We start from the raw sequence: 22174 nt of genomic DNA, 5'->3' as shown, positions 1-22174 counted from the left end.
CGCGTCCGGTGAAGTGAGACTCACAACCGGAGGTTCCGGCGGTGTCCTCCCATACCGGTGCATCCGGGACCGGCGCATGCCAATGTACGATCGTACTATGACTGTGACCGACCACTTCGCGGGCGACGACCGCACCATGCGGGAGCGGATGCTCGCCGGGGACTACTACCTCGCCGACGACCCGGACCTCGCGCAGCGCGCACGCCGGGCGAACTCGCTGGTCGACGCCTACCAGCGGGCGTTCTTCGCGGACGAGGGGGACGCGGGCGCGATCCTCGCGGAGCTGGTCGGGAAGCTCGGGGAGGGCGCGTTCGTCAAGCCGCCCCTGGCGGTCGACTACGGCGAGCACCTCCACATCGGGGCGCGGACCTTCGTGAACTCCGGGCTCACCGCCCTCGACGTGGCCGAGATCCGCATCGGCGAGGACTGCCTGCTCGGCCCCAACGTGCAGCTGCTGACCCCCACGCACCCGATCGCGCCGGGACCGCGGCGCGACAAGCTCGAGGCGGCCAAACCGATCACCATCGGCGACAACGTGTGGCTCGGCGGCGGCGTCATCGTCTGCCCGGGCGTGTCGATCGGCGACAACTCGGTGGTGGGCGCGGGCTCGGTCGTCACCCGCGACGTCCCGGCGAACACCGTCGCCGTCGGCAACCCGGCCCGGGTGATCCGCACGATCGGCGAGGACGATGCCTGAGTCCCCGGCGCCGCGGCGCTACGACCCCGGCCGGCGCGAGCACATCATCGCCGCCTGCCTCGACGTGATCGCCGCGTCGGGCGTGGCGGGCACCTCGCACCGCAAGGTCGCGGCCGCCGCCGACGTGCCGCTCGGATCGATGACCTACCACTTCACGGGCATGGACGAGCTGCTGCGCGAGGCGTTCGAGCGCTTCGCCCGCGAGGGCAGCGACCGTTTCGAGGCGTGCCTGGCCGGCGCCGGGACCCGCGAGGAGGCGAAGGCCGCCGTCGCGGCGATGATCTGCGGCGCCGAGTCCGACGACCGCCGGAACCTGGTGCTCGCGCACGAGCTCTACACGCTCGCGGCCCGCGAACCGGCCTTCCGCGCGATCACGAACGCCTGGATGGCCCGCAGCCGCGCCGTCCTCGAACGGCACTTCGACCCGCTGACGGCGCGGCTCCTCGACGCGCTCGTCGAGGGCATGTCGATCCACCGCACCCTCGACACCGAGCGCCAGGACGCGGCGATCGTGACCGAGGCCGTCGAGCGCATCACCGGCTGACGGGACCGGCCGCGGCCCTGGGGGCCGTCGAGCAGGCGGCGGCGGTGCCGTTGCGGCACGGCGACCCTCGGTGTCGGACCCGTCCGACGGCACCGCAAGTGCGTGCGGTCCCCGCCCGCTCAGCGGAAGCGGGGACCGCCGCGTCCGCTGCTACGCGCCGGGGAACGTCCCGCCCGCCTGGCCGCGGACCGCCGCGGCCACCAGCGCCTCGACGCGCGCGGTGGGGACCGGGTCGGCCGGGACCGCGGCGAGCCACGCGAAGAGCGCCTCGCGGTCGAGCCCCTCGGGCGCCGGGCCCGGCGAGTAGGGCTGCACGTAGACCGGGGTGCCCGGCTCGGAGCGCCAGCTGTCGGCGAGGCTCCCGGTGTCGACCGCGTCGAAGCCGAGGAGGTCGAGGAGCGCGGCGGCCTCGGCGTTGGCGGCGGCGTCGTCGCCCGCGATGGGCAGGGCGGAGCGCTCGGGCGAGCCGGAGGGACGGGCCAGGTTGGCGATGCTGAAGAACGCGAGGTTGTTGAACGCCTTGACGACCCGGGAGTGGGCAAGGTGGCGCTGCACGAGCTCGCTGGTGGTGCGCTCGTTCGCGTCGAGGACGGCGATGCGGCCGTCGCGCTGCGGGTAGTAGTTCAGCGTGTCGAGGACGGTCTTGTCCGCCAGCGCCTTCGCGGGGAGCGTCTCGTAGGCGTTGAGCGGGATGGTGGCGACGACCAGGTCGCCGGCGAGGGCGGCGTCCTCGGCGGTGGCGGCGCGGGCGCGGGGCCCGAGTTCGGCGACGAGGTCGGCGAGGGTCTCGGGGCCGCGCGAGTTCGCGATGACGACGTCGAGGCCGGCGGCGACGGCGAGCCGGGCGAGGTTGGAGCCGATCATGCCGGCGCCGATGATGCCGAGCGTGCGGGTCATGGTGGAGCCTTCCGGGTAAGTGGGAGTCGAATATCATTTCCTTCGGGGGCGACCGTAGCACAAGTGGGAGTCGGCTACCACTTGCTAACATGAGGAGATGACCACCGATCGGACGTTGCGCGCCGACGCCGCGCACAACGCGGGGCGGCTGCTCGACGCCGCGCAGGAGGTCTTCGCCGAACTCGGCCCCGACGCCCCCCTCAAGTCCGTCGCCGAGCGCGCCGGGGTCGGGCCCATGACGCTTTACCGGCGCTTCCCGAACAAGGAGGCGCTCGTCCGCGCCGCGCTGGAGCGCAGCATCAGCGAGCGGCTGGACGCGGTCACCGAGCGCGCGCTCGCGGCCGACGACCCCGAGCGGGGGCTGGTCGCGCTCATGGAGGCGACACTGGAGATGGTCGACCGCGAGCGGCACCTCCTGGCCGCGGCGACGAACGCCGGCGTGCTCACCGCCGACGTCACGGCCCCGGTCCTCGGCCCGATCGCGCGCCTCACCGAGCGCGCGCAGGCGGCCGGGCGGGTCCGCGGCGACGTCACCGCCGACGACATGGCCCGGATCATGGGGATGCTCACGAACGTCCTCTGGGGCACCGAGCCGGGCACGGGCGCCTGGCGCCGCTACCTCGCCCTCATGCTCGACGCGCTCCGCCCCGACCGGGCCGGCCCGCTCCCGGCCGCCGCCGCCCCGTGCGACCACGCCGCGGACTGCCTGCCCGGGTCCTAGGGGCTGCCCTGCGGATCAGGGAGCGGCGGCGTCCGAGTCCGCTCCCCCGCTCGCCGCGGGCTTGAGGTCCTAGTCCATCGACTCGGGGCGCTTGCCGTGCCGTTCCTCGTAGGCGGCCCTGATGTCGCCCGCGTCGGCCTGGCCGTCGCGGAGGCGGACGAGGTGGGGCACCAGCCAGTGGAGGTCCGCGGCGTCGAACTCCGCGGCGAAGAGCGGGTTCAGCCCGGTCCCGTCGAGCACGCTGCGCAGGGGGACGCGCCCGCCCGAGTTCACCGCGTGGGGGCCGAGTGAGAACGAGACGACGGAGTTGGCGCCGGCCGGCTGCACGCCGATCTCGACGGGGTGCGGCCACGGGCCCGGCCCCGTCCGCGCGACCACGATGAATCGCGGGGGTGCCGGTCGCCGCTTCGCCATCGGGCCATTCAACCACGCGCCCGCCCCGGCCCGCTCGGCACGGCGGGCGCCGCGACGGTGCCGAATCGGGTCTGACCTGCACGTTTCCGGTGTACCCCAAGGACATTGCGGGGGCCTGCCCTACCGACATGGGCGGGTTCTCTGCCTAATGTCGGATTGGTCAGCCGTGCCGAGAACGACAGAAGCAGAGCCCCCCGATGACGCAGCGAGTCGCCGCTTCCCCGCCCCCGCCCGCCGAGGTCCGCCGCAGGCCGGCCACCGTCCGGATCGCCGCCTGGAGCGCGACCCACCCCTGGAAGGCGATCGGCGCATGGGTGCTGTTCGTCGCCGTGTGCTTCGGCGCGGGTGCGGTCGCGGGCACCGAGCGGGCCGCCTTCTCCGACTACTGGATCGGCGAGGCGGGCGAGGCCGAGGAGATGGCCGTCGCGGACGGCGTCGCGGCCCCGGCTGTCGAGCGGGTGCTCATCACCTCGCCGTCCGGGGACCTCGACGCGGCCGCCGCCGAGGCCGCCGCGGCCGAACTGGTCTCGGGCATGAGCGCGCTCGACGAGGTCGCCGACGTCGCCGCACCCGTGACCGCCGCCGACGGGGACGCGGTCATGGTCGCGGTGACGATGTCGATGCCGTTCCACGAGGCCGTGGACCACCTCGACCCGCTGCTGGCCGTCACCGCCGACGTCCAACTGGCGCATCCGGACCTGGAGATCGCCGAGACCGGCAGCAAGTCGATGTCGGTCGAGCTCGACGCCCAGCTCGGCTCCGAACTGGCCGGCGTGGAGCGGTTCACCCTCCCGGTGACCCTCGCGATCCTGTTCGTCGTGTTCGGGTCGCTCCTGCTCGCCGGCGTGCCGCTGGCGCTGGCGGTGACCTCGATCCTCGCGGCCATGGGCCTGTACGGCCTCAGCTCGCACTTCTTCCCCGACGCCGGGGGCGCGGTCACCAGCGTGCTCGCGATGATCGGCATGGCGGTAGGCGTGGACTACTCGCTGTTCTACCTCAAGCGCGTGCGCGAGGAGCGCCAGCGCACGGGCGCGGACGGCGGCCTCGCCCCCGCCATCGAGGCGGCGGCCGCGACCGCCGGGCGCACCATCGTCACCTCCGGGCTCGCCGTCGTCGTCTCGCTCGCGGGCCTGTACCTGGTCGGCGACGTCATCTTCTCCTCGATCGCCACCGCCTGCATCATCGTGGTCGCGATCGCCGTCGTCAGCTCGCTGACCGTCCTCCCCGCGCTGCTCGCGACGTTCGGGCGGCGCGTCGACGGCGGCAGGCTCCTGCGCCGCAGGGCGTCGAGCGGCGAGAACCGGCTGTGGACGCGGATGCTCCGCCCCGCGCTGCGGCGCCCGGCGGCCACCGCCGTCGTCGGCCTGGTCGTCATCGTCGGCCTCGCCGTCCCCGCGCTCGGCATGACCACGAGCGTCGAGGGCAAGGAGACGTTCCCCAAGTCGCTCGGCACGATCGCGACCTACGACGCGCTCACCGAGGCGTTCCCCGACACCGGCGTCGCGCACACGGTGATCGCGCGCGCGGACGCCGCCGAGGCCGACGCCCTGGCCGCGGCCTTCGCCGAACTGGAGGCGCGCACCCAGGAGAGCGACCTGTTCGCCCCGACCGCGGCGCCGCGGATGCGCGTCGCCGAGGACGGTTCGACGATCGCGATCGACCTGCCGGTCCCCTACCCGACGAGCGACCCGCGGGCCGCCGAGTCGCTGGAGCTGCTGCGCGGCGACTGGGTGCCCGCGACAGTCGGCGCCGTCGACGGGGTCGAGTTCGCCGTCTCCGGTGAACCGGCCTACGCCGCCGACTACTCCGGCCACCAGTCCGCGCGGCTGGTCTTCGTCCTCGCCTTCGTGCTCCTGGCGACGCTGGTCGTCATGCTCGTGGCGTTCCGGTCGCCGGCCGTCGCGGTCCTGAGCACGGTCCTGAACCTGCTGTCGACGCTGGCCGCGTGGGGCGCGCTGGTCCTGGTGTTCCAGGGGACGTGGGCCGAGGGGCTGCTCGACTTCGACTCGCCCGGGTTCATCGGCTCGCGGGCCCCGCTCATGATCTTCGCGATCCTCTTCGGACTGTCGCTCGACTACCAGCTGTTCGTCGTGAGCCGCATCAGGGAGGCCGCCGGGCGCGGCCTCGCGCCGCGGGAGGCGATCGCGCAGGGCATCCTGTCGTCGGCGAGCGTGGTGACCAGCGCCGCGGTGATCATGATGTCGGTGTTCGCGGCCTTCGTGTTCATCGACCGCATCGAGATGAAGCAGCTCGGGTTCGCGCTGGCGCTGGGCGTGCTCCTCGACGCCGTCGTCGTCCGCGTCATGATGCTGCCCGCGCTCCTGGCCGTGCTCGACCGCGTCGGCCGCTGGCCCGCGAGCTGGGCGCCCGCCGCCGGGGAGCCCGCGGTCCGCGCGTGAGGACGGATCTGTGACGGGCCCTGGTGTGATGGGCCGGTCGTGGCGCGGCCCGGGCGGATGAGCCCGGGGCGCGCCGGAGCCGCTCGCACCCGGAGACGCCATGCAGCCCTTGTCCCCCACCGATCCCGACCGCATCGGCCCGTACCGGGTCTTCGCCGAGCTGGGGCGCGGCGCGATGGGGCGGGTGCTGCTGGGGGCGGGACCGGACGGGCGGCTGGTCGCGGTCAAGGTGATCCGCGAGTGGCTGGTGGAGGACGCGGAGTTCACGGCCCGGTTCCGCGAGGAGGTGCGCCGGTCGCGGCAGGTGAGCGGGCTGTACACGGCCGCGGTGCTCGACGCGGGGCCCGAGGACCGGGTCCCGTGGCTGGCCTCGGAGTTCCTGCGCGGTCCCACGCTCGACCTCGCGGTCAAGGCCGCCGGGCCGCTTCCCGAGGCCGCGGCGATCCGGCTGGCCGCCGGCCTCGCCGCGGCGCTGGAGTCCGTCCACGCCGCCGGGGTGATCCACCGGGACCTCAAGCCGGGCAACGTGATCCTGGAGGCGAGCGGGCCGCGGGTGATCGACTTCGGGATCGCCCGCGCGGCCGAGGGCTCCGACCTCACCCGCACCGGCGCGCTCATCGGCACACCGGGGTTCATGTCGCCCGAGCAGACGCGGTCGCAGCCGCTGACGGCCGCCTCTGACGTGTTCTCGCTCGGATCGGTGCTCGTCATGGCCTGCACCGGGACCGGGCCGTTCACGGGCGCGTCGACGCTGGACACGATGAACAACGTCGTCCGCGCCGCGCCGGACCTGGCCGGCGTGCCCGACCGGGTGCGCGGCCTCGCGGCCCGCTGCCTGGCCCCCGAGCCCGGCGACCGGCCGACCCCGGCCGAGCTCCTGGCGCTCATCGGGCAGGTTGCCCCCTCCGCCCGGCCCTGGCCGGACGCCGTGGGGGCCTTGGCCGACGAGCAGCAGCGCGAGATCGCGCGGCTCCTCGACGGCGACGAGGCGGGCCGCACCCTCGTCGACACCGGCCCGACCATGGTCACGGACCCGAACCGGCCCGCATGGGTCGTGACCCCGGCGTCCGGTGACGGCGAGCCAGCCGGCGGAGCGAGTCCGGTGCCGAGCCCTGTGCCGGTGCCGACGCCACCGCCCCGGTCCTCGACGCCGCCGAGCCCGCCGCGGCTCCCATCCCCGCTGCCGCCGCACGTTCCGGCGCCGACCGGCGCCGCCAAGACAGCCCTCGGCGCGGGCGCGGCGGCCCTGGTCGTCTGCGCCGCCGTCGCAGGCCTCATCTGGTACGGCGCGGACCGGGACGACGAGTACGCCCCCTCGGTCTCCGAGACCGAGTACGTCGAGGACTGCCTGGACGCCGGGTACGACGAGGAGGCGTGCGAGGAGTCGTGGACGAACGACGTCTCCTCCACCTGGACCGGGGAGCTCCACTCCGACGACTCCTACGGCGAGACGTATGAAGAGGAGACCTACGAGGAGGAGACGGACGAGGCGACCTCGTCGGAGCCGAGCCAGGCCGACGTCTACATCGAGGAGTGCCAGTGGGACGGCCACAGCGAGTCGGAGTGCGAGGCGTCGTGGACGAGCGACCCCTCGTACACCTGGACCGGGGAGCTGTACGGGAGCTCCGACCGATCGGTGTACATCGACGAGTGCACTGACGACGGCCACAGCGAGTCCGAGTGCGAGACCTCCTGGACCAGCGACACTTCGTACACCTGGACCGGGGTGCTGTACGGGACCTCCGAGAAGGACGTGTACATCGACGAGTGCACCGGCGACGGCCACAGCGAGTCCGACTGCGAATCGTCCTGGTATGCCGACCCCTCCTACACCTGGACGGGAGAACTCTTCTAACCTCCGAGAGGCTGACCGCGGCAACACCTCCGCCACTTCTCGATGTCCAGAAGGGACCAATCGTGCCTCGATACCACGTCAGCGCCACGACCTCCGCCCCCGTCTCCGCCGTGTGGGCGCTCCTCGTCGACGGCCGCGCCTGGCCGCGCTGGTCGACGGGGCTCGACGAGCTCGTGGTCGAGCGCTCGTCCGGGCTCGGCTCGGACGGCCGCGACGGGGTCGGCGCGGTCCGCGCCTTCCGCACCGGCCGGACCGTCACCGGCGAGCGCCTCACCGAGGTCGTGGAGGACGAGCGGATGGCGTACGAGGACGCCTTCAACGTCGCCATGAAGGACTACCGCGCCGCGATCGAGCTGGCGGCGACCCCCGAGGGCGGCGCCCGCATCGAGTGGCACGGCACCTGGCGCGCCCGCCCCGGCATCGGCTGGCTGACCCCGCTGTTCCTCCCGGCCGTCATGCGGCGCATGGCGAACGACCTCGCCTCGTACGCGCAGCGCCTCGACTGAGACCCGGCCGGCGTGCCCCGATCGGGTGCGCCCGCGGCGCGGCTCTGGTACAGGTAAGTGTCCATGGAAGCGGACGGAAGGGGTTTCGACGTGGGGACGATCGCCGTCACCGGCGCCACCGGTCAACTGGGGTCGCGGGTGGCCCGGATGCTCGCCGAGCGCGGGGAGCCGCAGCGGCTCGTCGTGCGCGACCCGTCGCGCGCGCCCGACCTCGACGGGGCGGAGGTCGCGGTCGCGTCCTTCGAGGACGGTCCGGCGCTGCGCGCCGCGCTGTCGGGGGTGGAGACCCTGTTCATGGTGTCCGCGCACGAGAGCGCGGACCGGATGCCCGTGCACCGCGGCGTCGTGGCCGCCGCCGCGGCCGCGGGGGTCGAGCGCGTCGTCTACACCTCGTTCATGGGCGCCTCGCCGCTGGCGACGTTCACCTTCGCGCGCGAGCACTCGCTGACCGAGCAGCTCATCGTCGAGTCCGGGCTGCGCCTGACCGCGCTGCGGAACTCGCTGTACGCCGACATGCTGCCGCTCTTCGTGCAGGACGGCGAGATCCGCGGTCCCGCGGGCAGGGGCCGGATCGCGTGGGTCGCGCGCCGGGACGTGGCGCGGCTGGCGGTCGCGACCCTGCTCGACCCCGCGCACGCCGACCGGATCTACGACGTCTCCGGTCCCGAGCCGCTCGACATGGACGCGTCGGCGCGCGTCCTCGGCGAGGTCACCGGGCGCGAGGTGCGGTACGTCCCCGAGACCGACGAGGAGGCCCGCGCCTCCCGCGCCGGCGCCGAGGAGTGGCAGATCGACGGCTGGGCCGGGTCCTACAAGGCCGTCGCCACCGGCGAGACCTCGGTGACCAGCCACACCGTCGAGCACGTGACCGGCGAGCGCCCGTGGACCCTCGAGGAGTTCCTGCGCAACGAGCCGGAGTCCTGGCGGCATCTGGCCTGAGCGCCAGGCGCGGGCGAACAGCGCCGCCGCCTCCGGTAGGGCAGGCGGTACCGCCGGGGCGGGGGTTCACAGGATCGTTTGAAGTCGTTGCAGCGCATACGGTTCGATGATGAGAAGCAGACTGATCCCCGCCGCCGTCGCAGCGCTCGGGCTCGTGGGCGCGCTCACGGCCGTGCACGTCGCCTCGGCCGACCCCGCCCGTCCGGGCCGCGGCCTCGACACCGGACTCCTGGAGGACCGCCTGGAGGCCCTCGGCGACCTCACCGCCGGGTCCGTCGTGGTCGAGGTCCGGGACGGCCGCAGCACCTGGAGCGACGCGACCGGGCGGCGCGACCTCGACGACGACGCGCGCCCAGCGAGGCCGGGGGACCGGGTCAGGATCGGCAGCGTCACCAAGTCGATGGTCGCCGCGGTGGTCCTCCAACTCGACGGCGAGGGCGCGCTCGACCTCGACGACCCGATCGACGAGTACCTGCCGGGGGTCCTCCCCTACGACACGCAGCCGACGGTCCGCCAGCTCCTCCAGCACACCGCCGGCGTCCCCGACTGGGTCCAGGTCGCCTACCCCGGTCTGGCCGAAGGGGACCTGACCGGCGTCGAGGAGGACTACCGGACCGTATACGAGCCCGAGGAGCTGATCGCCCTCGCCACCGCGGAGGACCCGCCGTTCGGCCCCGGCGAGGGCTGGTCGTACTCGAACACCGGATACGTGGTCCTCGGCCTGCTGATCGAGGACCGCACCGGCCAGAGCCTGCGCCGCGCCCTCGACGAGCGCGTCTTCGAGCCCGCCGGGCTCGACGACACCGACCTCCCCCGCCCCGGCTCGTCGGGCGTGCGCGGCCCGCACTCGGTCCCCTACATCACCACCGGCGACCCGGATGCGCCGTACTTCGACGCGACCGCGACGTCCTACTCCCAGCTCGGCGCCTCCGGCGGCGTCGTCTCCACAGTGGCGGACGTGAACGACTTCTACGACGCGCTCACCGACGGCACCCTGCTCACCGCCGAGCAGCTCGCCGAGGCCGCGCGGTTCACCGACACCGGGGAGGGCTACCGGTACGGGCTCGGCCTGGGCGGCGTGCGGCTCGGGTGCCCCGGCGACCCCGAGGAGGTGTTCATCGGCCATGTCGGCGACGGCATGGGCCACCTGACGCAGTCGTTCCACTCCTTCGACGGCGACCGCCAGATCACCGTGTCGTGGAGCCTGGACGACAAGCACGGCCACGAGGACCCGGCGGCCTTCGGCGAGGCCCTCGGCGCCCTGCTGGCGGCGGGGCTGTGCGAGGGCGCGGCCTGACCCGCTGCGCGGTCGCCGCGGTCCGGCCGGGCCGGATCGCGGCGGCGCGACGGTCGCGGGCCGCCTCGACGAGCCCGCCGTCGCCGACTCGTTCCTGCGCAGCACCAGGGCCGTCGTCGGCCTCTGAGGGCCGCGGGGCCGGAGGGGGTCCGGCCCCGGTCGTCGGTCAGCGGTACCAGCCGTAGAAGCAGTTCGTCGGCCCGCCGTCGTAGTAGGCGAAGACGGTGCGCCAGGTGTTGTACGGCGAGTTGCCGGCGTTGATGTTGTTCATGCCCGGCCGCGCGCAGAAGTGGTCGTCGTCGCCGAAGACGTGCTCCACAGTGAGCATGACGTTGCTCCCGCCGCAGTGGTTGTAGTCCTGGGTGCCGTCGCCCTGCCAGCCGCAGGGCGCGGCGTGCGCCGGGGACGCCAGCGCCATGCTCCCCGCGGCCGCCAGGGCGGCGGCCGCGAGCAGGGCCGCGGTCTTCTTGGTCCTCATCGGATTCGCTCCTTCTCGTCGGATGACGCCAGCAGGCTAGCACTGGACATTTCAGACTTATCCGGAGGAATGACTGACTGTCTACAACAGGCGGTTGCGGCGGCCGCCGGTGCGGCCGGTGAGCCGGGCGGGGATCGGCGACTTCGAGCGGAAGAACTTCAGCGGGCTGGAGCTGACGGCCTCCTTGTAGGCGACGGCGGCCCGGCCCGTGAGGTACCAGCGGCCCGGGGTGTCGTCGGGGTTGGTGAACTGGATGACGGCGTCCCTGCGGCCCAGCGAGACCGGCTGGTGGAGGTAGCCGAAGCGGAAGGGACGGGGGTCCTTGCCGCGCAGGAGCCGGCTGACCGACTCGGCGGTGTGCGCGGCCGAGGGGATGCCGCTCTGGCAGGTGCCGTGGACGGTCCCGTAGGCCTGGCGGATGGCGGCGGCGTCGCCGATCGCGAAGACCTCGGGGTGGGAGACCGAGCGGAGCGCCGCGTCGACCTCGACGCGGCCGTCGGGGGCGACCGCGATGCCGGCGTCGGCGGCGAGCCGGGCGTAGGCGACGCCGGTGGTCCACAGTGCGACGTCGGTGGGGAGGCGTTCGCCGCCTTCGAGTTCGACCGCGCCGGGGAGGACGCGGGCGACGGCGGCGCCGGTGCGGACCTCGACGCCGAGGCGGTCGAGGGCCCGTGCGAGGTGGGCGCGGGCCTTCGGGCCCATCATGGCCCCGGGTTCGCCGCGGCTGAGCAGGCGGACCTTCATGCCGGGGTAGGCCTCGGCGGCCTCGGTGGCGGCCTCGATGCCGGTGAGGCCGGCGCCGCAGACGGTGAGGACGCCGTCGGCGTTGCGGCGCAGGGCGTCCGCGAAGGCCGGGTCGTCGATGGCGTAGGCGTTCGCGACGCGCGGGGTGGCGCTGCCGACGGCGTAGACGAGGAGGTCGTAGGCGAGTTCGCGGCCGTCGTCGAGGACGACCGTGCGGCCGCCGGGGTCGATGCGGGCCGCGCGGCCCTGGACGAAGGCGACGCCGGCGGGGGCGAGGAGGTCGGGGATGCGGTGGGCGCCGAGGTCCTGGCCGGCGGCGGCCTGGTGCTGGCGGAGGCGCTCGTCGAAGACGTCGGTCGGGTTGACGAGGGTGACGCGGGCGGTCTTGTTGCGGCGGGCGATGCCGTGGGCGGCCATCATGCCGGTGTAGCCGGCGCCGAGGATCAGGATGTCGTTCATGCCCCAAGGACGGGCGCGGCCGCGGCAACGTGAGGTGGTGTGACCACCGTCATGATCATTGCTGGAGGGCGCCGAGCTTCTCGGGGTTGGAGACGAGGTGGATCTCCTCGACCGCGCCGTCGACGAGGTGCAGCATGATGGCCGCGACGGCGGTCCGTCCGGAGCGGACGACGATCGCGGGTCCGCCGTTGACCTCGGCGAACTCGATCCTCGGGTCCCCGGGCATGCGGCCGGCGAAGGTGATGAGGGAGCGTGCGACGTGGTCGATGCCGACGACGGTGCGGCGCGGGGCCGGGGCGAGGCCGCCGCCGTCGCAGACGAGGGCGACGTCCGGGGCGAGGACGCCCATGAGCGCGGCGAGGTCGCCGCCCGCGCAGGCGTCCATGAAAGACACGGTGGCGCGCTTCCTGGTGACCGGGTCGGTGTCGTAGCGGCGGCGCTTGGCGTCGACGTGCTCGCGGGCCCGCTTCGCGGTCTGGCGCACCGACTCCTCGCTGCGGTCGATGACGCGGGCGATCTCGCCGTGGGAGTAGCCGAAGGCCTCGCGGAGGACGAACACGGCGCGCTCCAGCGGGGACAGGGACTCCAGGACGAGGAGCATCGCGGAGGACACGGTGTCGGCCAGCGCGAGGCCGTCGGCGGGGTCGCCGCCGGTGGGCACGGGTTCGGGGAGCCACGGGCCGACGTACGAGACGCGGGCGGCCTGGGCGCTGCGGAGCCGGTCGATGGCGAGCCTGGTGGTGACGGTGACGAGGTAGGCGGTCGGGTCCTCGACGGTGGCCGCGTCGACGCGGTGCCAGCGGATCCAGGCCTCCTGGACGACGTCCTCGGCGTCGGTCACGGTGCCGAGCACGCGGTACGCGACCGCTTGCAGCAGTCCCCGCCGGTCCTCGAACACGTCCATGCCGCAAGCGTATCGAGCGGTGCGCGGCCGCAGGTCGGGCGGTCGCCGCCCCTCCCGCGCCTGTCCGATTTGCGGGCGGGTCCTATGGTGCTGAGCGAAAGCACCGAACACACTTCTCACACACAAGAGGCTGGAGAGCGATGAGCGACTACGGCGACACCGCGAACGACACGTTCGCAGCGGACGACTACGAGGCCGACGCGAGCGAGTCCTACGGCACGGAGGACGGCGCCGGCTACGACGGCGCCCCGTCGGAGGACCCGTACTCGGACGACGACGTCTACACCTCGACGGTGGACACCGACGCCGACGGCGACGGCATCAACGAGTCGGCCTCCGTCGACTACGACGGCGACGGCTACGAGGAGACCCTCGAGTCGGACTTCAACCGCGACGGCTGGGTCGACCAGGTCCTCACCGACGCCGACGGCGACGGCGTGGCCGAGGAGGCCCTCCTCGACACGGACGGCGACACGTACATCGACACGATCCTCACCGACGCCAACGAGGACGGCGTGGCCGAGGTCGTGGAGGTCGACACGAACGGCGACGGGTACATCGACGAGGTCTCCACGGACTACGACCAGGACGGCTTCATCGACGACGTGCAGAACTACTAGGCACGGCCACAGCGGCGCGGCGACCCGACCCTCCGGGCGCCGCGCCGTTCGCGTTCCCTCCGGCCCTCATATTTGACAGCATGTTGTCATCATGGTAGTCTACTGTCATACCGAATCGCAGTCGTTCGGCGATCACAGAGGAGCGGAACATGGTCCAGCACGTGCACACGGCGGTCTACGACACGATGGCCGACTGGGAGGTCGGCTTCGCGACCGCGCACATCAACAACGACGAGTGGCAGGTCGAACCGGGCCGGTACCGGGTCGTCACCGTCGGCGCGAGCCGCGAACCCGTCACCAGCATGGGCGGGCTGCGCATCACGCCCGACATCGCGCTCGACGACCTCTCCCCCGCCGACAGCGCCATGCTCGTCCTCCCCGGCGCCGGCACCTGGCTCACCGGCGACAACGCGCCGTTCGCCAAGGCCGCCAGAGCGTTCCTCGACGCCGGCGTCCCGGTCGCCGCCATCTGCGGCGCGACCGGCGGGCTCGCCGCCGAGGGCCTCCTCGACGACCGCCGCCACACCAGCAACGCCCGCGAGTTCACCGAGGCGTTCGGCTCCAAGGGCGGCGACCTGTACTGCGACGCGCCGGCGGTCACCGACCGCGGCCTCATCACCGCCTCGGGCACGGCCCCGGTCCACTTCGCCCGCGAGGTGTTCGCCGCGCTCGGGCTCTACACCCCCGAGGTGCTCGCGTCCTGGTTCAAGCTGTACGGCCTCAACGACCCGGCCGGCTACTACGAGCTCGCGGGCGGGGCCGCGTGACCGCTCGGCAGGACCTGCTCTCAGGGCTGGCGCTCACCGTGTTCAAGCTCAACGGCCGCTTCCTCGACGTGGCCGACGCGCTCGCGGTGCCGGTCGGCCTGACGGCCGCGCACTGGCAGGTCCTGGGGGCGGTCCTGGAGTCGCCGCTCTCGGTGGCCGGGATCGCCCGCGAGATGGGCATCACCCGCCAGAGCGTGCAGCGCATCGCGGACCTCCTGGCCGCCAAGGGGATGGTCGAGTACCGCCCCAATCCCGCCCACAAGCGGGCGAAGCTCGTCGCGCCCACTCCCGAAGGGCTGGAGGCGGTCCGCCGCATCGACCCCGCCCACGCGGCCTTCGCCGACCGCCTGTGCGGCGCGCTGGGCGACGACCGCGCGGCGGAGGTCCTGGACGCCCTGCGCGACCTGGCGGGGGCGCTGGACGCCCTCCGGGCGGAGGACGGCCCGGGCTAGCAGGAGGCCGTCAGGCTCGTCTGCGCCTTGCGCACGGCCTGGCGGATCTCGGCGGCCAGGCCGTGGCGGCCGTCGTCGCCGAAGAGGTCGGTGCGCATGAAGGTCAGGCCCCGCACGCGGCCGAACCGGTCCACTGTGGCGCGGCAGAGGCGGGTCGCGGAGTAGGCCTCGCAGCGGTAGGCGTCGCCGCCGCCCTTGCCGGAGCCGATCTCGGGGAACGTGTCGTGGCGGCCCAGCTCCCTCGCGCGGGCCCAGCGCTGCTTCTCGGCGTCGACCCACGCGCGGATGACGGCCTTGCCGATCGCGCTGCCGCCCAGGCGCTCCACGCCCCGGTGCAGTTCGAGGACGCGCAGCCGGCCGTCGAGCGCGAGCGTCAGGGAGGCCGCGTACTGGGCGTCGGCGCCGGTGAACTGCGGGGCCGCGCCGCGGTCGCCGTCGCCGCCCGCGGTGACGAGCCGGCGCGAGGCCGACTCCACGACCAGGGCCGCCCGCGACCGGAACCCCGGGTGGAGCTTGGCGATCTCGCGGATGACGAGGTGCTGGGCGGTGAGGAACTGGCGCGGGTGCATGCCGCCGCCGTGGCCGCCCTCGCCTCGCAGGACGCGGCTGACGCCGCCGGCGTACTGGGGGTGGCGGGCCGCGACGGCGTCGATGAAGTCGAACACCGCGTCGTCCTCGGGCTGCTCGCCGAAGTGGTGGGTGAAGGCCGTGTCGTACACGCGGCTCACCGTGTCGCAGTAGGCGAGCCGCTCGCGCTCGGGGAGCTCGCGGTACGCGGTGCGGGCGTCGCGGGCGCCGGTCTGGATGTACGAGGCGAGCGCGCCCGGTCCGGGCACGGGTCGGGGCATCGGGGTCCTGGTTCTGGCGAGGGCGGCGGGCCGCCGCGGGGCGGGGGATGCGCCGAGTGTACGAAACGGCGCCAAGGCCTCCGGGCGCGAGCGCGGGCCCGGTCAGCGGTCGGCGGTGAGGGCCGCGGCGAGGGCGTCGGCGAGTTCGGCGGCGAGGCGGCCGTCCGGGTCCAGGTCGGGGTCGAAGACCGTGATCTCGAACCCGGCGCACCGCTCGGAGGCCAGCAGCGGGGTGAGGAGGGCCCCGAGCTCGGCGTAGGAGAGGCCGCCGGGGTTCGGGGAGTCGACGGCGGGCATCACGGCGGCGTCGAGGACGTCGGCGTCCATGTGGACCCAGAAGCCGTCGAGGCCGGTGCGCTCCAGCCGGTCGAGGGCCGCGGCGGCGGTCGCGGCCGGGCCGTCCGCGCGGAGCCGGGCGAGCGGGTGCACCTGCGCGCCGAGGGACTCGAGCTCGGCGGTGTACTCGTCGTCGTCGCGGATGCCGAGCACCACCGCGTCCTCGGTCAGGGTGTAGGGCCGCAGGCCGTCGAGGTCGGTGGCGATCGTCTGGCCGCGCCCGGTCGCCAGGGCCAGGTCCTCCCCCGCGGCCGCGCCGACGCCCGGGGAGTTGTCGGGGTGGCGGAAGTCGGAGTGCCCGTCGAGGAACGCGAGGCCGTACCGGCCGCGCCGGCGCAGGGCGAGGGCCGGGCCGAGCACGATGGAGCAGTCGCCGCCGAGGACCACGGGGAACCGGCCCGCGTCGAGGAGCGCGCCGACCCGGTCGGCGAGGCGGCCGGTGTAGGCGGCGATGGCCTCGGCGTTGAACAGGCCGTCGCCGAGCTTCCAGTCGCCGCGGTCGTACCGGGGCGGGGTGGCGCATCCGGCGTCCTCGGCGCCGATCCGGGAGAGGAGCCCCTGGTCGCGCAGGGCTCCGGCGAGCTTGTAGCAGCCCGGGACGACGCCGGGCGCGGGCGGGCGGAGCCCGAGGTTCGAGGGGGCGTCGAGGACGGCGAGGCTGCGCATGCCGTGGACGGTACACCCCGTGCCCGGCGCGGGGGCCGGGCACGGCGGGCGCTAGTCCAGTGCGGCCGCGAGGCGGACCTCGCCGGGTTCGGCGAGGGTGAACGCGGCCTCGCGGCCCCGGTGGGTGACCCGGTAGTCGCCGAGGAATCCGGTGAGGCGCAGGAGGCCGTCGGCGTCGGTGGCGACCGCGGTCGGCGGGGTGCCCCACTCGGTGTTGACGAGGCGGTGGAGGCGGTCGTAGGAGGGCTTGGGAGTGCCGTCGGCGCGGACGAGGCCGCCGGGGGCGCCCAGCCACATGCCGGCGTCGTGCATGCCCCAGTAGGTGACGGCCTCGACCGAGGGGTGGGCGAGCAGGGTCCGGTAGTGGCGTTCGATCTCGTCGGCCTGGCGCGCTTCGCCTTCGGGGGTGGAGGGCCAGGAGTCGACCTGGTAGTCGTTGAGGTCGGTGATCTCGGGCGGCATGATCTCGCCGGAGACGAGGGTGGTCTCGGTGAAGTGGATCGGGAGGCCGTAGCGGGAGAAGCGGTCGAGGACGGCCTCGGTCTTCTCCTCGCCCCAGTAGCCCTGGTGCATGTGGCTCTGGAGGCCGAGCGCGTCGATGGCGATCCCGGCTTCGAGGACGCCTTCGACGAGGCACTCGTAGGCGGCGGACATGTCGAAGTCGTTGAGGAGCAGGACGGCGTTGGGGCCGGCCTCGCGGGCGGCGTCGAAGACCATGCGCACCATGGGAATGCGGCCGATGTCGCGGCACAGGCGGGTGATGCCGTTGTCGTACTTGTCGAAGATCGGCATGATGACGACCTCGTTGATCACGTCCCACATGTCGATCACGCCGGCGAAGTCGGCGACCTCGCGCCGGATGCGGTCGACCTGGGCGCGGGCGATCGCCTCGTTGTCGAGGTCGAGGAGCCAGTCGGCGGTGACGGTGTGCCAGGCGAGCGGGTGGCCCTTGACGGGGTGGCCGCGGTCGGCGAACCACCGGGCGGCCGTGCGGAGGCGCTCGGTGTCGGGTCGGCCGCGCTCGGGTTCGAAGCGGCCCCAGTAGAACGGGAGGGTCGCGAAGTTGAAGACGCCTTCCCACAGCTCGGCGTCGCGGGCCGCCCGCTCGGGGTCGGCGGCGGTGCCGTTGGCGTGGTCGATGAGGTCGAACCCGATGCAGCCGAACAGGAACCGGTGCCGCGTCTGCTCCACGACGACCTCGGCGGAGGCGAGGGGCGCGCCGTCGAGGGTGAGCGCGACGCGGGCGTCGGCGGTGCGGTGGCGCGCGATGCGCCCGGAAGTTTCAGTCATATCGGGTCTGCTTTCCATGGAAGTTTCACGAACATTCCAGCAGCCCGGCGGGCTCAGGTCAAGGGCGGCGGCGGGCGAGATCCCGCGAGAGGTGGGAGCGGACGAGGCCGTGCGCGGCGAGGCGGCGCAGATCGGCGGCGTTGTCGTACATGAGCTGCACGTGGAAGTAGTTGACGTGCTCCAGGACGGCGAAGAGCGCGAAGCCCAGTCCGAGGAGGGTGTTCGCGCCGGGGTCGCCGATCGCGGCCCAGCCGGTGGCGAGGACCGCCGCGGCGAGGATCGGCGGGTTGGCCCGGAGGGCGGCCGCGAAGGCCGCCGCTCCGGGGAGTGCCGTCGCCCCCGAGTCGAGTTGGCGCAGTTTGGCCGCCCAGTATGCCGCGCCTTCGATCAGCAGCAGCGAGAAGGCCGCGAACCCGGCGAGGTTCGCCGGGGTCGCGGGCAGTCCGAGGACGCCGAACCAGACCAGGGCCTGGAGGGGGATGTTGACGAGTTCGAGCGCGGCCAGCGACCGGAGCCGCCGGCGCACGCGTTCGGGGAGTCGGTGGTGCACCCCGCCAGTCTCTACCAGGCGTACGACTCCGGGGCCGCGCCCGGGCCGGGGAACAGCTCGTCGAGGGTCGCGAGGTCCTGCTCGCCGAGCTCGACGTCGAGGGCCGCGACCGCGTCCTCCAGCTGCTCCACGGTGCGGGGGCCGATGATCGGGCCGGTGACGCCGGGCCGGCTCAGGACCCACGCGAGGCCGAGCACGGCCGGGGCGATGCCCTTCTCGGCGGCGAGCGCCTCGTAGCCCTCCAGGGCCGGCCGGTGCTCCTCGATGCGGTCGGCCACATGGGCGCTCGCGCGGCGGCCGGTCTCGGCGGTCGTGCCGAGCACGCCGCCCAGGAGCCCGCCCGCGAGCGGGGACCAGGGGATGACGCCGAGGCCGTACTGCTCGGAGGCCGGGATGACCTCGAGCTCGATGGTGCGGTTGACGAGGCTGTAGATCGACTGCTCGGAGACGAGGCCGAGGGTGCCGCGCTTGGCGGCCTGCTCGTTGGCCTGCGCGATCATCCAGCCCGCGAAGTTCGACGAGCCGGAGTAGACCACTTTGCCCTGCGCCACCAGGACCTCGATCGCCTCCCAGATCTCCTCCCAGCGGACCGAGCGGTCGACGTGGTGGAACTGGTAGAGGTCGATCCGGTCGGTCTGGAGCCGCCGCAGCGAGGCCTCGACCTGGGCGCGGATGCTGTACGCGGACAGGCCACGGTCGTTGGTGCGGTCGCTCATCGCCCCGTACACCTTGGTGGCGAGGACGACCTGGTCGCGCGCCTCGGGGCGCGACTCGAACCAGCGGCCGATGATCTGCTCGGTCCAGCCCTTGCGGTCGCGGCCGTACACGTTGGCGGTGTCGAAGAAGTTGACGCCGAGTTCGAGCGCCCGGTCCATGATGCGGTGCGCGTCCGCCTCGTCGGTCTCGGGACCGAAGTTCATGGTGCCGAGGACGATGCGCGAGACCTTGACGCCCGCGCGGCCCAGCTGGGTGTATTCCATGATGGCTCCTCCAATGATCGGTCCCATCCTAGACGGCTCAGAAAGCCTTTTCCGCGGTCGTGCCGCCGTACAATGAGGCGGCCCGCAGGCGCGTCGAGAGGAGTCCCGGTGGCATCCGAGGTCGTTGTGGTGCATGCGAACGAGACGCCGCCGCCGTGGTGGGACGCGGCGGTGTTCCTCGCCGGACCGCTCCCCCGCGCGGCCGGCGTCGCCTCCTGGAACCCCGAGGCGGTCGCGCACCTGCGCGAGCGGTGGCGGCACGACGGGCGGCTGGTGGTGTTCACGCCCGAGCTGCGCGAGGGCGTCCTCGCCGACTACACCGGACAGATCGAGTGGGAGCACCGCGGGCTCCACGACGCCGACGTGATCCTGTTCTGGGTGCCGCGGGACCTGGAGACCATGCCCGCGTTCACGACCAACATCGAGTTCGGGACCTGGTACGACTCCGGGAAGGCCGTCTTCGGGGCGCCCGAGTCGGCGCCGAAGAACGAGTACCTGCGCCACCTCGCGGAGTCGCGCGGCGTGCCGGTCACCGACCGGCTCGACGAGGCCGCGGGCGCGGCCCTGGCGATGATCGGGGCCGGGTCGCGGCGCGAGGGCGGCGAGCGGTCGGTGCCGCTCCCGGTGTGGCGCACCGACAGCTTCCAGTCCTGGTACGGCGCGCAGCGGGCCGCGGGCAACGTGCTCGAAGGGGCGCGTCTGGAGTGGACGTTCCGCGTCGGGGAGCACCGCGAGGCCGTCATGTACTGGGCGGCGCACGTCCAGGTCCGCGTCGCGGCCGAGGACCGCGTGAAGACCAACGAGGTCGTGATCTCGCGGCCGGACACCGCGCAGGTGCTGCTGTACTCGCCCGCGCCCGACCCCGACGACGCGGTGGTCGTGCTGGTGCGCGAGTTCCGCTCGCCCGCTTCGACTCCGGACGGGTTCGTGCACGAGCTGCCCGGGGGCAGCAGCCGCGAGGAGGCCGATCCGGCGGTCCAGGCGCTCGAAGAGGTCCACGAGGAGACCGGCCTGGCGCTCGGAGCGGACCGCCTGCGGCCCATCGGGTCTCGCCAGGTCGCGGCGACCATGTCGGGGCACCGCGCGCACCTGTTCGCCGCCGAGATCACCGCGGACGAGCTCGCGTGGCTCCGCGACCACCGGGACGCGCCGCACGGCGCGGGCGACTCCGAGCGCACCTGGATCGAGATCGCGACCTGGCGCGAGATCCGCGAAGGCGGCCTCGCCGACTGGTCGACCCTGGGCATGATCGCCCAGGCGCTCGGTTCGGCGCCGGGGCGCTGAGCCGCGTCGAGCAGGTCGTGGTCGGCGTGCCCGAAGCGGCGACCGGCGGCGGTCAGTCGCAGACGGTCTCGTCTGATCCGCTGTAGGAGTACGTGATCGTGATCTTGGAGCCCAGCGGGCGCTCCTCGCCGGAGGCGGGGTCCTGGGCGATGACCTCGCAGTCGTCGTAGTAAGGCCCGAACAGGCCCTCCTGCTCGCCTTCGCGCGCGATGTTCGTGTAGCCCGCGCCGCCGAGCGCCGCCTGGGCGTCGTTCGCGGTCATGCCGGTGACCTCGGGGACGGTGCCGGTGGGGTCGGCCTCCGAGGTCGCCTCGGTCGCGGCCTCGGTGGTCGCCTCCTCGACCTCCTCGGAGCTGGCGGCGTGCGGCGCGCCCGGGGCCTCCTGGCCGCCCGAACCGCCGGTGTCGCCCTCCTCGCCCGCGGAAGTCGCGGCGTCGGTGGCCGGCGCGGTCGCGGAGGGCTCCGGGGCGTCCGTGGCGCTCGCCTCGGGGCGGTCGTCGCCGACCTGGCTGCCGTAGACGGCGCCCGCGGCGACCAGCGGCACGAGCACGGCCGCGAGGACGCCGAGGCGGCGGGCCATCCTGCGGCGCGGCTTCCCGTTCACCTCGGCGACCGGGGCGTTCGCGAGCGCCACGATCCGGGCGCCGTCGGCGGCGGCCGCCTCGGGGAAGGCCGGGAGGACCGGTTCGAGCCCGGTCCGCTCGGCCAGGACAGCCGCGAGCATCGGCGTACGGCTCGCGCCGCCGACGAGCAGGAGCCCGGTGACGGCGGTGTCGGCCTCGGCGATCGCGGCGACCACGAGGTCGGCGCTCTGGCGCAGGAGCCCGCCGATGCACGACTCGACCTCGTCGCGCGTCAGGTGCAGGTCGCGCTCGCCGATCGGCAGCTGCACGCCCGCCCTGGGCCGCTTGGAGATCAGCTCGCGGGCGGCCCGGATCTCGTCGAGCAGGGACGCGCGGAGCGCCTCCTCGTCGACGTCGGCCGGGGCGCCGACGGTGTCCCAGAACCCGGGGTCGGTGTCGCGGTAGCGGCCCGAGAGGTACGCGAAGAGCAGCTGGTCGAACTCGCGGCCGCCGACCTCGACGGTGCTCGCCGAGCCGCGGTGCTGGAAGTCGTCCTCGCCGCGGACCACCACCGACACCTCGAACGAGCGCGCGCCGAGGTCGCACACGACCACCCCGGCGCCCGTGTCGAGCTCGCGCCCGAGGCCCTTGACGTAGCAGACCGCGGCGGCCTCGGGCGCGGCCATCGTCTCGACCTCGCCGAGTCCGGCCTCGCCGGCGAGGTAGACCAGCTCCTGGCGCCGGGCCGCGCCCCAGGAGGCGGGCACGGCGAACCCCACGGGCGCGGTGCCGCCGGCCTGGTCCCGGGCGTCGCGGACGCGGCCGAGGACGGCTTCCAGCGTCTCGTCGCCGTCGAGGTGACGGATCTCGGAGTCCTGGTCGCCGCGTCGAATCGACAGCGTGACGGTCGAGCTCCCGAGCTCGACGCCGATCGCGGTCGCTACCGGGGTGTGCTGCATGAGCC

General features: G+C 73.9%; 23 protein-coding genes. 12 read left to right on the top strand and 11 right to left on the bottom strand.

Annotation, left to right across the window (positions count from 1 at the left end):
* Positions 1–97: 97 nt before the first annotated feature.
* Both ABD419_RS09550 and ABD419_RS09545 read left to right on the top strand, forming a co-directional pair.
* On the top strand, positions 98–697 hold the full coding sequence (locus tag ABD419_RS09550; protein ID WP_344485014.1) for a sugar O-acetyltransferase: 600 nt from the start codon (positions 98–100) through the stop codon (positions 695–697).
* Positions 690–1241, top strand: a complete 552-nt coding sequence (locus ABD419_RS09545; RefSeq protein WP_344485011.1) for a TetR/AcrR family transcriptional regulator — start codon at positions 690–692, stop codon at positions 1239–1241. Before ABD419_RS09550 ends, ABD419_RS09545 begins: the two co-directional genes overlap by 8 nt.
* A gap of 150 nt (positions 1242–1391) precedes the next feature.
* Here the strand turns inward: ABD419_RS09545 and ABD419_RS09540 are convergent, their stop codons facing one another.
* Entirely contained in the window at positions 1392–2138 is a 747-nt protein-coding gene (locus ABD419_RS09540; RefSeq protein WP_344485008.1) for an NADPH-dependent F420 reductase, read from the bottom strand.
* Positions 2139–2235: 97 nt separating this feature from the next.
* Between ABD419_RS09540 and ABD419_RS09535 the strand changes: the two genes are divergently transcribed.
* Positions 2236–2859 (top strand): TetR/AcrR family transcriptional regulator, encoded by a 624-nt coding sequence (locus ABD419_RS09535; RefSeq protein ID WP_344485005.1) that lies wholly within the window; start codon positions 2236–2238, stop codon positions 2857–2859.
* 69 nt (positions 2860–2928) lie between these two features.
* Here the strand turns inward: ABD419_RS09535 and ABD419_RS09530 are convergent, their stop codons facing one another.
* Positions 2929–3273 (bottom strand): hypothetical protein, encoded by a 345-nt coding sequence (locus ABD419_RS09530; RefSeq protein ID WP_344485002.1) that lies wholly within the window; start codon positions 3271–3273, stop codon positions 2929–2931.
* Positions 3274–3470: 197 nt separating this feature from the next.
* On the opposite strand from ABD419_RS09530, the gene ABD419_RS09525 reads away from it, so the two are divergent.
* From ABD419_RS09525 to ABD419_RS09505, 5 genes are all read left to right on the top strand, one after another.
* A complete protein-coding gene (locus tag ABD419_RS09525) occupies positions 3471–5672 on the top strand; it encodes an MMPL family transporter (protein ID WP_344485000.1) in 2202 nt (733 codons plus the stop codon).
* Between the two features lie 100 nt (positions 5673–5772).
* Positions 5773–7527, top strand: coding sequence for a serine/threonine protein kinase (locus ABD419_RS09520; protein ID WP_344484998.1), 1755 nt, complete (start codon positions 5773–5775; stop codon positions 7525–7527).
* Between the two features lie 62 nt (positions 7528–7589).
* On the top strand, positions 7590–8033 hold the full coding sequence (locus ABD419_RS09515; protein WP_344484996.1) for an SRPBCC family protein: 444 nt from the start codon (positions 7590–7592) through the stop codon (positions 8031–8033).
* A gap of 90 nt (positions 8034–8123) precedes the next feature.
* Positions 8124–8972 (top strand): SDR family oxidoreductase, encoded by an 849-nt coding sequence (locus ABD419_RS09510; protein ID WP_344484993.1) that lies wholly within the window; start codon positions 8124–8126, stop codon positions 8970–8972.
* A 109-nt stretch (positions 8973–9081) separates the two neighbouring features.
* Entirely contained in the window at positions 9082–10269 is a 1188-nt protein-coding gene (locus tag ABD419_RS09505; protein ID WP_344484990.1) for a serine hydrolase domain-containing protein, read from the top strand.
* A gap of 166 nt (positions 10270–10435) precedes the next feature.
* Here ABD419_RS09505 and ABD419_RS09500 read toward each other — a convergent pair whose 3' ends face one another.
* From ABD419_RS09500 to sigJ, 3 genes are all read right to left on the bottom strand, one after another.
* Positions 10436–10747 (bottom strand): DUF6355 family natural product biosynthesis protein, encoded by a 312-nt coding sequence (locus tag ABD419_RS09500; protein WP_344484987.1) that lies wholly within the window; start codon positions 10745–10747, stop codon positions 10436–10438.
* A gap of 81 nt (positions 10748–10828) precedes the next feature.
* The gene (locus tag ABD419_RS09495) at positions 10829–11950 is read right to left on the bottom strand and encodes an NAD(P)/FAD-dependent oxidoreductase (protein ID WP_344484984.1); all 1122 of its coding nucleotides are present in this window, start codon (positions 11948–11950) and stop codon (positions 10829–10831) included.
* A 55-nt stretch (positions 11951–12005) separates the two neighbouring features.
* A complete protein-coding gene (gene sigJ / locus ABD419_RS09490) occupies positions 12006–12854 on the bottom strand; it encodes an RNA polymerase sigma factor SigJ (protein WP_344484982.1) in 849 nt (282 codons plus the stop codon).
* A 140-nt stretch (positions 12855–12994) separates the two neighbouring features.
* Between sigJ and ABD419_RS09485 the strand changes: the two genes are divergently transcribed.
* The 3 genes from ABD419_RS09485 to ABD419_RS09475 all read left to right on the top strand — a co-directional run bounded on the left by ABD419_RS09485 (position 12995) and on the right by ABD419_RS09475 (position 14693).
* On the top strand, positions 12995–13474 hold the full coding sequence (locus ABD419_RS09485) for a hypothetical protein (protein ID WP_344484979.1): 480 nt from the start codon (positions 12995–12997) through the stop codon (positions 13472–13474).
* A 149-nt stretch (positions 13475–13623) separates the two neighbouring features.
* Positions 13624–14241, top strand: a complete 618-nt coding sequence (locus tag ABD419_RS09480; protein WP_344484976.1) for a type 1 glutamine amidotransferase family protein — start codon at positions 13624–13626, stop codon at positions 14239–14241.
* Complete coding sequence (locus tag ABD419_RS09475) at positions 14238–14693, top strand: MarR family winged helix-turn-helix transcriptional regulator (protein ID WP_344484973.1); 456 nt, start codon at positions 14238–14240, stop codon at positions 14691–14693. Before ABD419_RS09480 ends, ABD419_RS09475 begins: the two co-directional genes overlap by 4 nt.
* Here ABD419_RS09475 and ABD419_RS09470 read toward each other — a convergent pair.
* The 5 genes from ABD419_RS09470 to ABD419_RS09450 all read right to left on the bottom strand — a co-directional run bounded on the left by ABD419_RS09470 (position 14690) and on the right by ABD419_RS09450 (position 19363).
* Positions 14690–15541, bottom strand: coding sequence for a hypothetical protein (locus tag ABD419_RS09470; RefSeq protein WP_344484970.1), 852 nt, complete (start codon positions 15539–15541; stop codon positions 14690–14692). The two genes, ABD419_RS09475 and ABD419_RS09470, sit on opposite strands and share 4 nt — an antisense overlap.
* Before the next feature lie 102 nt (positions 15542–15643).
* Positions 15644–16543: an arginase family protein gene (locus ABD419_RS09465; protein ID WP_344484967.1), complete on the bottom strand. Its 900-nt coding sequence runs from the start codon at positions 16541–16543 to the stop codon at positions 15644–15646.
* Between the two features lie 51 nt (positions 16544–16594).
* Positions 16595–17833 (bottom strand): endo-1,4-beta-xylanase, encoded by a 1239-nt coding sequence (locus ABD419_RS09460; RefSeq protein ID WP_344484964.1) that lies wholly within the window; start codon positions 17831–17833, stop codon positions 16595–16597.
* Between the two features lie 58 nt (positions 17834–17891).
* Complete coding sequence (locus ABD419_RS09455; RefSeq protein ID WP_344484960.1) at positions 17892–18383, bottom strand: hypothetical protein; 492 nt, start codon at positions 18381–18383, stop codon at positions 17892–17894.
* An 11-nt stretch (positions 18384–18394) separates the two neighbouring features.
* Positions 18395–19363, bottom strand: a complete 969-nt coding sequence (locus ABD419_RS09450) for an aldo/keto reductase (protein ID WP_344484958.1) — start codon at positions 19361–19363, stop codon at positions 18395–18397.
* Positions 19364–19471: 108 nt separating this feature from the next.
* Here ABD419_RS09450 and ABD419_RS09445 point away from each other — a divergent pair, with 108 nt between their 5' ends.
* The gene (locus ABD419_RS09445; protein ID WP_344484955.1) at positions 19472–20647 is read left to right on the top strand and encodes a nucleoside 2-deoxyribosyltransferase domain-containing protein; all 1176 of its coding nucleotides are present in this window, start codon (positions 19472–19474) and stop codon (positions 20645–20647) included.
* A 52-nt stretch (positions 20648–20699) separates the two neighbouring features.
* Here ABD419_RS09445 and ABD419_RS09440 read toward each other — a convergent pair whose 3' ends face one another.
* Positions 20700–22169, bottom strand: coding sequence for an Hsp70 family protein (locus tag ABD419_RS09440; protein ID WP_344484952.1), 1470 nt, complete (start codon positions 22167–22169; stop codon positions 20700–20702).
* Positions 22170–22174 lie beyond the last annotated feature (5 nt).

Origin of the sequence: Glycomyces endophyticus (assembly GCF_039531525.1) — a bacterium.
Classification (GTDB): Bacteria; Actinomycetota; Actinomycetes; order Mycobacteriales; family Micromonosporaceae; genus Glycomyces; species Glycomyces endophyticus.
Note: the sequence above shows the minus strand (reverse complement) of the source record. Positions and strands in the feature narration are given on the sequence as shown.